We start from the raw sequence: 10,636 nt of genomic DNA, 5'->3' as shown, positions 1-10,636 counted from the left end.
TAGATCGCCAGCTCGACCAGTTTTGCCGTGGCCCTGACACTGGGTGGAGGGCCACGCGCGACGACGATCGAGCTGGCGATCTATCAGGCGTTTCGGTTTGATTTTGACCTTGGACGGGCGGCGCTTTTGTCGGTGGTGCAGCTTGTGCTCGCCGGTGCTGCGGCGGTTGCGGCGCTTTGGCTGATCCCGCCGATCAGCATGGGCGGCGGGCTGGATCGCCCCTTGCGCCGTTGGGATGCGCTGGGCGGGGGGCAGCGAGCGTTGGACATTGCCGTGATTTCGGTTGCCGCATTGTTTTTGCTGCTGCCGCTGGGGGCTGTAGTGCTGCGCGGATTGGTAGGTTTGGGGCAACTGCCGCCTTCGGTGTGGCAAGCTACATTGAATAGCATTCTGGTGGCGGGCTTCAGCGTGATGGTACTTGCCGCACTGGCCTTGCCGATGGCGGGTTGGATCGCCACCCGGCGGCGCGGCGGGGTGGAGGCGATTGGCCTGATGGGGCTTGCGGCCTCTCCGCTGATGATCGGCACGGGCTGGTTCATTCTGATCAACCCGGTGCTCGACCCGGCGCGGTTGAGCCTGCCGGTCACGGCCTTGGTGAACGCGCTCATGGCGCTGCCCTTCGTGCTGCGCATTCTGGTGCCGCGCCTGCGTGAGACGTTGCAGGATTATGGCCCGCTGACGCAGACCCTCGGCATGAGAGGTTGGACGCTATGGCGTCTGCTGGTCTTGCCGCGCTTGCGCCCGCAACTGGGCTTTGCCGCCGGGCTGACCGGGGCGTTGTCGGTGGGAGACCTCGGCGTCATCGCGCTGTTCGCTGATCAGGACCGTGCGACGCTGCCCTTGCAAATGTACCGCCTGATGGGGGCTTACAGGATGGAGGCCGCCGCGGGCGCGGCGCTGCTGCTGCTGATCTTGGCGCTGGCGGTGTTTTTCATCTGCGACAAATGGGGGCGCTGGCATGCTGACGCTTGAAGGAATGCGCATCACGCGGGGCGATTTCAACCTCTCTGCCGATATGACGCTCGCGCAGGGGCGCACCTATGCTGTCATCGGCCCCTCGGGGTCCGGCAAGTCGACTCTGCTCGCGGCGATCTGTGGTTTCGTTCCGGTGGCGGCGGGGCGGTTGCTGCGCGAGGGGGCAGAGATCACCGACCAGCATCCGGGCCAGCGCGGGATGACGATGCTGTTTCAGGATAATAACCTGTTTCCCCATCTCACCGTGCGTCAGAACGTCGGCCTTGGGCTGCGCCCTGACTTGCGGCTGAAGGCGGCGGATCAAGGGCGGATCGATGCCGCCCTCGCGCGGGTGGGGCTGAGCGATCACGCCGCCAAACGCCCCGGTGCGCTGTCGGGTGGGCAGCAAAGCCGCGTGGCGCTGGCGCGGGTGCTGGTGCAGGCGCGGCCTTGGGTGCTGTTGGATGAACCCTTTGCGGCGCTCGGCCCGGCGCTGCGGATTGAGATGCTTGATCTGGTCCAAGACCTCGCCCGAGAGACCGGGGCGGGGTTGATCATGGTAACCCATGCGCCCGATGACGTGCGGCGCATCGCGGATGAGGTGATCTTCGTCGAAGGCGGGCGCGCCCATGCGCCGGGGCCAGCGGCGGAGCTTTTGGACAACCCGCCTCCGGCCCTGCGCGCCTATCTCGGCTAGGCGGCGGAAATTTTCGAAATTTCCGCGCCGTTTTCTTTTGAAGAAAACGTCTCCAGCGCTTGGGTCATGCGAAGGGCGGCCTGCGCGGCCTCGCGGCCCTTGGTGACGAAGTGGTCGCGGTAGATCGCGTTGTGATGATCCGTTTCCTGATAGTGATGCGGGGTGAGCGAGACCGACAGCACCGGCAGGTCGCAGTCCAGCCCAACGCGCATCAGCCCATCGACCACGGTCTGCGCCACGAAGTCATGACGGTAGATACCGCCATCGACAACGAAGGCCGCACAGACCACGGCGTCATAGCGCCCCGTTTTGGCCAAGCGCTGTGCCATCAGCGGCAATTCAAAGGCACCGGGAACGGCGAAGCTGTCGACCTGAGCCGCGTCGATAACTTCGGTAAATCCGTCATAGGCGCAGTCAACGATATCCGCATGCCAACTTGCGCGCACAAAGGCGAAACGGGCGGAACGATCTTGTGTCATGGTGATCTCCTTTAGGTTCAGACACGTCCACCCAAGGCGATCACGCGCAAAGACCGAGGCTTCGCCCCCGTCTTTGTTCGCATTCTCTTCCATCCGGACTGTGACCGTCGGCTCTGGAATCGCACCAGATCTGCTGACACCTTCGAAAAGGCCGCTCGCGGGCTTGCGGGAACCGCTTACCGCCGGTGGGGAATTTCGCCCCGCCCTGAGAATGATGCTAGGTTGCCAAGTTGGGGAAGGCTCTGCAATACCAAAAGAAACGCCCGAGGAGCCGCCATGCATCCCAATCCGATCTACCGCAAAGAGGGCCGAGACAGGAACCTCGCTTTTGCCCGCGACACGGGCTTTGGCGTGCTGGCGTTGAACGCCGACGACGGGCCATTAATGGCGCATGTGCCCTTCATCCTGAGCGCTGCCGGGGATCTTGCCGAGCTACATCTGGTGCGCTCAAACCCCATCGCGCGGGCGCTGAAGGCCCCGCAGCCGGTGCGATTGGCGGTGACCGGGGCCGACAGCTATGTCTCGCCCGATTGGTACGGCATCGAAGACCAAGTGCCGACATGGAACTACGTCGCCGTGCATCTGACCGGGATGCTAGAGGCGCGCCCGGCAGAGGAACTGCCCGATCTGCTGGCGCGGCAATCGGCGGTCTATGAGGCGCGGCTGGCGCCCAAGACCCCATGGACAATGGACAAGATGGCACCCGAGGCACGCGACAAGATGCTGCGGATGATCGTGCCCTGCCAGATCCGCGTGACCGGAATCGACGGCACATGGAAGCTGGGCCAGAACAAGGATGATGCCGTGCGTCTGGCGGCGGCGGATCAGATGGCGGCGCATGGGTTCGGGACAGAGCCTGCGGTGATGGCGGCATTGATGCGCGGCGTTTGAACGCCGTTGCGTCAGGCGCGGCCCCGTTGAATAGTGCGGGCAACCAAGGGGGGACTTCACGTGAAACTATTCTATTCTCAAACCTCGCCCTATGTCCGCAAGGTCATGGTGCTGCTGCACGAAACTGGCCAGCTTGATGATGTCGCGCTGGAGCCGACCTCGGGCACGCCGCTGGCCCCGGCCGAGGGCTTTGCCGTGCGCAACCCGCTGACCAAAGTGCCCGCACTGGAGCGGCCAGACGGCTGCACGCTTTATGACAGCCGGGTGATCTGCGCCTATCTGGATGACCGCGCGGGGGCGGGGCTTTACCCCCAAGGCACCAGCAGGTGGGACACTTTGACGCTGGAGGCCACGGCGGACGGGATGCTCGATGCAGCGCTCGCCATGGTCTACGAAGGCAAGCTGCGCCCCGAAGACAAACGCATGGCGGAATGGGTCGAGGGCCAGTGGGGCAAGGTTGAACGCGCCTGCAAGACGCTGAACAATCAATGGGCGGCGCATTTGGCGGGGCCATTGGATATGGGGCAAATCGCGATTGGCTGTGCGTTGGGCTATGTGGATTTCCGCCATGGCGCACGCGATTGGCGTGCCGGAAACCCTGATCTGGCGGCCTGGTTCGATGCCTTTGATTCGCGTCCCGCGATGATGCATACGGCGCCGCCGCAGTAATCGGGCCGTAATGATATTGCCACAATCGCGGTATTTTTGCCGCGTTGTGGCGCGGTTGATCCCAGATGCGCGGCTTTGACATCTGGACGGGCGCGGTCCATCCCGGTAGATAGCGGCGAGAAGTCAGGTGGCAAGGTGACGCCACCCCTATGTCTGACGGCCAGATTTGGCCAAGAATTGGAGTAAACCCGTGTCCCAAGCAGAAGAACACGCAGGCACCCGGAGGGATTTCCTGTATTACGCGACAGCCGGTACAGGTGCCGTCGCCGTTGGTGCCGCCGTCTGGCCGCTGGTCAACCAGATGAACCCCTCTGCCGACGTAAAGGCGCTGTCGTCCATTCGTGTGGATGTGTCCGGCGTTGAAGTCGGGACGCAGCTGACCGTGAAATGGCTGGGCAAGCCGGTGTTCATTCGCCGCCGCACCGAAGCCGAGATCGAAGAGGCGAAAGCCGTCGATGTATCGACGCTGCCCGATCCGATCGCGCAGAACGAGAATCTTGGTGGCGACGTGCCTGCCACGGATGAGAACCGCGCACTGGATGAAACTGGCGAATGGCTGGTTCAGATGGGCGTTTGTACGCACCTTGGCTGTGTGCCTTTGGGCGATGCGGGTGACTTTGGCGGCTGGTTCTGCCCCTGCCACGGGTCGCACTATGATACCGCAGGCCGCATCCGTAAGGGGCCGGCCCCACGCAACTTGTCGGTGCCTGTCGCCGAATTCGTGGACGAGTCCACGATTAAACTGGGTTAAGGGAGCGGAAGAAAGATGTCTGGAATTCCTCACGACCATTACGAGCCGAATTCGAACGGCGAAAAGTGGCTGCACCGCCGCCTTCCCATCGTTGGCCTTTTGTACGACACATTGATGATCCCCACGCCCAAGAACCTGAACTGGATGTGGATCTGGGGCATCGTGCTGACTTTCTGTCTGGCACTGCAGATCATCACCGGCATCGTTCTGGTGATGCACTACACGCCGCATGTCGATCTGGCCTTCTCGTCGGTTGAGCACATCATGCGCAACGTGAACGGCGGCTATATGATCCGCTATCTGCATATGAACGGCGCGTCGCTGTTCTTTATCGCGGTCTATGCGCATATTTTCCGTGGTCTCTACTATGGCTCCTATAAAGCCCCGCGTGAGATCACATGGATCATCGGCATGTTGATCTATCTGCTGATGATGGCCACCGGCTTTATGGGCTACGTTCTGCCTTGGGGTCAGATGTCCTTCTGGGGCGCGACCGTGATTACCGGCCTCTTTGGCGCGGTGCCCTTCGTCGGTGAAACACTGCAGACATTCCTGCTGGGTGGACCTGCCGTTGATAACGCGACGCTGAACCGCTTCTTCTCGTTGCACTATCTGCTGCCCTTCGTAATTGCGGGCCTTGTGGTTCTCCACATCTGGGCCTTCCACACGACCGGCAATAACAACCCCACCGGGGTCGAAGTGCGCCGCACCTCGAAGGAAGACGCCAAGAAAGACACGCTGCCGTTCTGGCCCTACTTCGTGATCAAGGACTTGTTCGCGCTGGCCGTGATCCTGACGCTGTTCTTCGCGGTTGTTGGCTTCATGCCGAACTATCTGGGCCACCCGGACAACTACATCGAAGCCAACGCTCTGGCGACGCCTGCACACATCGTGCCGGAATGGTACTTCCTGCCTTTCTACGCGATCCTGCGGGCCTTCACCTCTGAGGTTTGGGTTGTGCAGATCGCGTCCTTCGTGACCGGTGGCATCATCGACGCCAAGTTCTTCGGCGTGCTGGCGATGTTCGGTGCGATTGCCGTGATGGCGCTGGTGCCATGGCTGGACACATCCTCTGTACGTTCGGGCCGGTATCGTCCGATGTTCAAATGGTGGTTCGCTCTGCTGGTGATCGACTTCTTCGCCCTGATGTGGCTGGGTGCGATGCCCGCAGAAGAGCCCTATGCGAGCTTCTCACTGATCGCTTCGGCCTATTGGTTCGCCTACTTCCTCGTGATCCTGCCCCTCTTGGGCGTGATCGAGAAGCCGCTGGCGCAGCCTGAAACCATCGAAGCCGACTTTGACGCGCATTACGCGCCGAAGGCAGGCGGCACCAAGACGCTTGTGAACCCGGCGGAATAAGGATCATGACCATGATGAAGACCAACCTCCTTTCTGCCGTGGTAACTCTGGGCCTTGCCCTGCCGGGGACGGCGGTGCTGGCGCAGGACACAGCGACAGAAGAAGAACTGCTAACAACTCCGGCGGAAACGCCGGAGGCCGAAGCCGAAACCGCGCCTGCTGAAGCGCCAGCGGCGGAAGAGGCACCTGCTGAAACTGACGCGCCCGCAGCCGAACCCGAGGTCGACGCGGCCCCGGCTGACGAACCCGCGGTTGAGGCAGCCCCTGCTGAGGACACCGCAACCGAAGAGGCACCTGCTGCCGAGGCTCCGGTTGATGACGCACCAACTGAAGAGGCGACAACCGAAGAAGCTCCGGCTGAAACGGCGCCTGCCGAGGAAGCACCAGTAGCGGAAGAGGCCCCGGCCGAAGAAACCGCCACTGAGGATGCTGCCACCGAGGAAGCGCCCGAAGAGGTTTCTGCCGAAGACGCCGAAGAAGCGCCTGCCGAGGAAGTCGAAGCCACGGACGAAGCGCAATCGACAGCCGAGGAAAACGCTGAAAACGAAGTGATCGCCGAAGACGATGTTGCCGGTCAGGCGCATAGTGATGACCCCAACGTGGGTGTCATGGAAGCGGAAGACCACGGCGAGGAAACTGCCGCTGAAGATCACGCCGGTGACGACGATCAGGGTGACGATTCCCACGCCACACCGCATATCGACAACATCGATTTCTCTTTCGATGGTCCGTTCGGCGGTTACGACGTAAACCAGCTCCAGCGCGGTCTGCAGATCTACACCGAGGTTTGCGCGGCCTGCCACGGTCTGGAGTATGTCGCGATGCGGACATTGTCGGACGAAACCGGTCCGAACATGCCCGAAGAGCAGGTGATCGAATACGCCAAAGGCTATGACGTCTATGACGCCGAGCTGGACGACACCCGCCCCGGCACCCCGGTTGACCACTTCCCCGGCTCCAACCTGCCGAACGCACCTGACCTCTCGCTGATGGCCAAGAAACGCGCCGCGTTCCACGGCCCCTACGGTTTGGGCATCAACCAGTTCCTCAAAGGGATCGGCGGGCCGGAGTATATCACCGCACTTCTGGCCGGCTACACAGGCGAAGAGAAAGAGCAAGCGGGCACGGTTCTTTATGAGAACACTGTCTTCCCGGGCGGCTGGATCGCCATGGCGCCCCCGTTGTCGGATGAGCTGGTCGAGTTCGCGGATGAGCATGCCAACGACGTGCAGCACATGGCCGAAGATGTCTCTGCCTTCCTGATGTGGACCGCCGAGCCCAAGCTGGGCGCGCGCAAGCAGGCTGGCTTTGCCGGGGTCGTGCTGTTGGGTCTGTTGTCGGTGCTGCTGTACCTGACCAACAAAAAGCTCTGGGCACCGGTCAAGAACCGTCGCAAGGACGGCTGATCGGGCCACGGCTTTTGGAAATGAGAAGGGCGTCGGGAAACCGGCGCCCTTTTGCTTTTTTGGCCATGCGTAATGGTGGCGGCCATTTGGCCTAAAACCTCTCAACAGGGTCCGCCCGGTGGCACACCGGGCATCGCCCTCCTTCCCCCCGGAGGGCGATTTGGCGAGGTTTCATGATGCGGCGTTGTTTCGAGTACGGCAGCCGTTCCGACCACAGCCTCGTTCCATCGCCCCCAGGGAGGGCGATGCCCTGCGCGCTAGGCGGTCAGCTGCGTGCCTGAAGTCCCGGTAATCTCGGTCCGCACGATCTCGCCCTCGACCTGTGACGCGGCAAAACTCACCTCGGTGAACTGCGCCGTGCGCCCCATGTGAGGGTTCTCCATCAGCACATCGTGCGTGCGTCCGACTTGCGCCTCCAAATGCCGTTGCACTTGCCGTTCTCCTGCCGCGCGCAGCCGTGCCGCGCGGGTTTTAATCGCAGCACCGTTCACCGCGGGCATCCGCGCCGCGGGGGTGCCGGGGCGGGCGGAATAGGGGAAGACATGCAGCCATGTCAGGTCACATTCCTCGACCAGTTTCATCGAGTTTTCGAACATCGCTTCGGTCTCGGTCGGGAAACCGGCGATGATGTCGGCACCAAAGGTCATGTCGGGACGCAGGGCGCGGGCCTCTTGGGCGAAACGGATCGCGTCGTCGCGTAGATGGCGGCGCTTCATGCGCTTGAGGATCATGTCGTCGCCATGCTGCAACGACAGGTGCAGATGCGGCATCAGGCGTGGCTCGGTGGCGATGGCCTGCATCAGGTTTTCATCCACCTCAATCGAATCGATCGAGGAAATCCGCAAGCGCGGCAGATCGGGCACCAGACGCAAGATTCGCATCACCAGATCGCCGAGTTTCGGTGTGGCGGGTAGGTCAGCGCCCCAGGAGGTCAGATCGACCCCGGTCAGCACCACCTCGTTAAAACCCTTGTCCACCAACCGCTTGATTTGGTCCACCACGACCCCTGCGGGGACCGAGCGGGAATTGCCGCGACCGTAAGGAATGATGCAGAAGGTGCAGCGGTGGTCGCAGCCGTTTTGCACCTGCACATAGGCCCGGCTGCGGGTGCCGAACCCGTCGATCAAATGGCCCGCCGTTTCGGTCACGGACATGATGTCGTCGACCTGCACAGTCTCGGTCTCGCCGATGAAATCGGCGGCCATGCCCTGCCATGTCGCGCCTTGCATCTTTTCGGTGTTGCCGATCACGGCGTCGACCTCGGGCATGGCGTTAAAGGTCTCAGGCTCGGTCTGTGCGGCGCAGCCGGTGACGATCAGCCGCGCATCGGGGTGCGCCTTGCGCAGCTTGCGGATGTCTTGGCGGGCTTTGCGCACGGCCTCGGCGGTGACGGCGCAGGTGTTCACCACCACGGCGTTCTGCAGCCCCGCCTGTTCGGCGAGTTCCTTCATCGCCTCGGTCTCATAGGCATTGAGACGACAGCCCATGGTGCTGAAGATCAGGGCGCTCATGTCAGGCTCTCCAGAAAGTCGGGGGTGAAGGTGCCGGAAAAGACATGGGCGGTCGGCCCTGTCATCCAGACGCCATCCTCACGCCAATCGATGTGCAGTGTGCCGCCGTCGAGGTCAATACGCACGGCGCGGCCCGTCAGACCCCGGCGCGCGGCGGCCACAGCGGTGGCGCAGGAGGACGAGCCCGAGGCCAGCGTCACGCCCACGCCGCGCTCCCAGACGCGCATGCGGATGTGATCCGGCCCGACGATCTGCGCGACCTGCACATTGGTGCGCTCAGGGTAAAGCGGGTCATGCTCGGCACGGGGGCCGAGATCGGAGAGGTCCACCGCCTCGGCATCATCGACGAAGAAGGTGCAATGCGGGTTGCCCATGCCGGTGGCGACGGGGTCGCCGTCAATCGGCAGGTGCAGCGTGTCCATTTCGCGCGCCAGTGGCACCTCGTCCCAATTCAACTGCGGGTGGCCCATGTTGACGGAGGTCAGGCCGCCCCCGGCGTCTTTCGCTGCCAGATCGCCCCGCGCGGTGGTCAAATGCAGCGAATCGCGTCCAGACTCGTCCATCAGGTAGCGCGCGATGCAGCGGGTGGCGTTGCCGCAGGCGGCGGAGAGGGAGCCGTCGGAATTGTAAAAGGTCAGATGCGCGTCGCCCGCTCCTTGTGTAATCACCGCAAGCTGATCGAATCCCACACCAAATTGCCGGTGACCAATGGCCTGCGCCATCGCCGGAGTCACGTCGATTGCCTCCGCACGTGCATCAAACACGACGAAGTCATTGCCTAGCCCATGCATTTTCATGAAGGGCAATCCGGGGGTCTGATCGCTGTACATTCGGGGCATATAACCCCGGCATGAAAACTAATCCAGCATCTCGCATTATTTTCGTAATAAAGGGCTTGACCCTGCCGCCCGTAATTTCTAGTTACCCGCCTAGTGGGCCGTTAGCTCAGTTGGTAGAGCAACTGACTTTTAATCAGTAGGTCGATGGTTCGAACCCATCACGGCTCACCACTCACCCCCCCCCGAATATGGTTGTGGATCAGGTGTTTGGTGCCGTGAAAGCGGTTCGCCTATTCCTGCCCGCGCAGCCGCGCCGAGCGTCGGCGCAGGGCTTCCAGCACGAAAAGCATCGTCGCCGAGAGCACCACCAGCAGCGTTGCCACCGCCAGAATCGTCGGGTTGATCTGCTCGCGCAGACCCGAGAACATCTGCCGCGGAATCGTGCGCTGTTCGGGGCCTGCCAGGAAGAGCACCAGCACCACCTCGTCAAAGGATGTGACAAAGGCAAAAAGCCCGCCCGAGATCACGCCGGGGCGAATGAGCGGTATCACCACGTCCCAGAACACCTTGATCGGAGAGGCCCCAAGGCTCAGCCCCGCCACGAAGAGCGAGCGGTCAAAACCGCTGAGCGTGGCGGTGACGGTGATGATGACAAAGGGCACGCCAAGCGCCGCATGGGCGATGATCAGCCCGGTGAAGGTGCCGACCAGATTGAACTGAGTGTAGAAAAAGAACATGCCCGCCGCGATGATGATCAACGGCACGATCATCGGCGACAGCAACAGTGCGGTAATGATCCGTTTGAACGGCATCCAAGGCGAGGCGAGGCCGACGGCGGCCAGTGTCCCCAGCACCGTAGCGATACTGGCAGCTGCGATGCCGACAAGGAAGCTGTTGCGGATCGCGATGCGCCATTTTTGGTCATCGACAATCTCTTGGTACCAGCGCGTTGAATAGGCGTCGGGGTCGAGCGACAGCATGCCTTGGGTGAAGGTAAAGAACGGCTCGGCATTGAACGACAGCGGCATGATCACGAGGATCGGCAGCATCAGAAAGATGAGCACCAAGGCCGCCATGATGCGCAGGCCATAGTGCCCCGCCTTGTGCCAGATCGTGTAATAGTCGGGCAATGGGCTCATG

At 62.3% G+C, this 10,636-nt stretch carries 10 protein-coding genes, 1 tRNA gene, 1 pseudogene and 1 riboswitch; of the genes and pseudogenes, 8 read left to right on the top strand and 4 right to left on the bottom strand.

Annotated features, from left to right (window positions below):
- Positions 1-15: 15 nt before the first annotated feature.
- Positions 16-972, top strand: a pseudogene (locus tag A3722_RS13215) (thiamine/thiamine pyrophosphate ABC transporter permease ThiP); the annotation flags it as partial.
- Complete coding sequence (locus tag A3722_RS13210) at positions 959-1,651, top strand: thiamine ABC transporter ATP-binding protein (RefSeq protein ID WP_067916175.1); 693 nt, start codon at positions 959-961, stop codon at positions 1,649-1,651. The pseudogene A3722_RS13215 and the gene A3722_RS13210, both read left to right, overlap by 14 nt.
- Here the strand turns inward: A3722_RS13210 and A3722_RS13205 are convergent.
- A complete protein-coding gene (locus tag A3722_RS13205) occupies positions 1,648-2,130 on the bottom strand; it encodes a 6,7-dimethyl-8-ribityllumazine synthase (RefSeq protein ID WP_067623114.1) in 483 nt (160 codons plus the stop codon). The genes A3722_RS13210 and A3722_RS13205 overlap by 4 nt on opposite strands.
- A gap of 77 nt (positions 2,131-2,207) precedes the next feature.
- Positions 2,208-2,347: riboswitch (FMN riboswitch) on the bottom strand.
- Between the two features lie 59 nt (positions 2,348-2,406).
- Here A3722_RS13205 and A3722_RS13200 point away from each other — a divergent pair.
- From A3722_RS13200 to A3722_RS25185, 5 genes are all read left to right on the top strand, one after another.
- The gene (locus A3722_RS13200) at positions 2,407-3,021 is read left to right on the top strand and encodes an FMN-binding negative transcriptional regulator (protein ID WP_067623067.1); all 615 of its coding nucleotides are present in this window, start codon (positions 2,407-2,409) and stop codon (positions 3,019-3,021) included.
- 60 nt (positions 3,022-3,081) lie between these two features.
- Positions 3,082-3,690 (top strand): glutathione S-transferase, encoded by a 609-nt coding sequence (locus A3722_RS13195; RefSeq protein ID WP_067623070.1) that lies wholly within the window; start codon positions 3,082-3,084, stop codon positions 3,688-3,690.
- 190 nt (positions 3,691-3,880) lie between these two features.
- Entirely contained in the window at positions 3,881-4,441 is a 561-nt protein-coding gene (gene petA, locus A3722_RS13190) for a ubiquinol-cytochrome c reductase iron-sulfur subunit (RefSeq protein WP_067623073.1), read from the top strand.
- 15 nt (positions 4,442-4,456) lie between these two features.
- The gene (petB, locus tag A3722_RS13185; protein ID WP_067265773.1) at positions 4,457-5,800 is read left to right on the top strand and encodes a cytochrome b; all 1,344 of its coding nucleotides are present in this window, start codon (positions 4,457-4,459) and stop codon (positions 5,798-5,800) included.
- Positions 5,801-5,811: 11 nt separating this feature from the next.
- On the top strand, positions 5,812-7,206 hold the full coding sequence (locus A3722_RS25185) for a cytochrome c1 (RefSeq protein WP_271688724.1): 1,395 nt from the start codon (positions 5,812-5,814) through the stop codon (positions 7,204-7,206).
- A gap of 257 nt (positions 7,207-7,463) precedes the next feature.
- Here A3722_RS25185 and mtaB read toward each other — a convergent pair whose 3' ends face one another.
- Positions 7,464-8,717, bottom strand: coding sequence for a tRNA (N(6)-L-threonylcarbamoyladenosine(37)-C(2))-methylthiotransferase MtaB (mtaB, locus tag A3722_RS13175; protein ID WP_067623077.1), 1,254 nt, complete (start codon positions 8,715-8,717; stop codon positions 7,464-7,466).
- On the bottom strand, positions 8,714-9,547 hold the full coding sequence (gene dapF / locus A3722_RS13170) for a diaminopimelate epimerase (RefSeq protein WP_082849479.1): 834 nt from the start codon (positions 9,545-9,547) through the stop codon (positions 8,714-8,716). Before dapF ends, mtaB begins: the two co-directional genes overlap by 4 nt.
- Positions 9,548-9,651: 104 nt before the next feature.
- Here dapF and A3722_RS13165 point away from each other — a divergent pair.
- A tRNA-Lys gene (locus A3722_RS13165) sits at positions 9,652-9,727 on the top strand.
- Between the two features lie 59 nt (positions 9,728-9,786).
- Here the strand turns inward: A3722_RS13165 and A3722_RS13160 are convergent.
- On the bottom strand, positions 9,787-10,635 hold the full coding sequence (locus A3722_RS13160; protein WP_067623087.1) for an ABC transporter permease: 849 nt from the start codon (positions 10,633-10,635) through the stop codon (positions 9,787-9,789).
- Between the last annotated feature and the right edge of the window lies 1 nt (position 10,636).

Origin of the sequence: Sulfitobacter sp. HI0027 (genome assembly GCF_001634775.1) — a bacterium.
GTDB lineage: Bacteria > Pseudomonadota > Alphaproteobacteria > Rhodobacterales > Rhodobacteraceae > Sulfitobacter.
This window is presented reverse-complemented; position numbering and strand designations above follow the sequence as displayed.

What these genes read in the sequence shown, in the direction of transcription:
- mtaB (WP_067623077.1), bottom strand. Translation starts at nt 8,717, where the DNA reads ATGAGCGCCCTGATCTTCAGCACCATGGGCTGTCGTCTCAATGCCTAT.
- A3722_RS13200 (WP_067623067.1), top strand. Translation starts at nt 2,407, where the DNA reads ATGCATCCCAATCCGATCTACCGCAAAGAGGGCCGAGACAGGAACCTC.
- A3722_RS13160 (WP_067623087.1), bottom strand. Translation starts at nt 10,635, where the DNA reads ATGAGCCCATTGCCCGACTATTACACGATCTGGCACAAGGCGGGGCAC.
- petB (WP_067265773.1), top strand. Translation starts at nt 4,457, where the DNA reads ATGTCTGGAATTCCTCACGACCATTACGAGCCGAATTCGAACGGCGAA.
- A3722_RS13205 (WP_067623114.1), bottom strand. Translation starts at nt 2,130, where the DNA reads ATGACACAAGATCGTTCCGCCCGTTTCGCCTTTGTGCGCGCAAGTTGG.
- dapF (WP_082849479.1), bottom strand. Translation starts at nt 9,547, where the DNA reads ATGTACAGCGATCAGACCCCCGGATTGCCCTTCATGAAAATGCATGGG.
- A3722_RS13210 (WP_067916175.1), top strand. Translation starts at nt 959, where the DNA reads ATGCTGACGCTTGAAGGAATGCGCATCACGCGGGGCGATTTCAACCTC.
- A3722_RS25185 (WP_271688724.1), top strand. Translation starts at nt 5,812, where the DNA reads ATGATGAAGACCAACCTCCTTTCTGCCGTGGTAACTCTGGGCCTTGCC.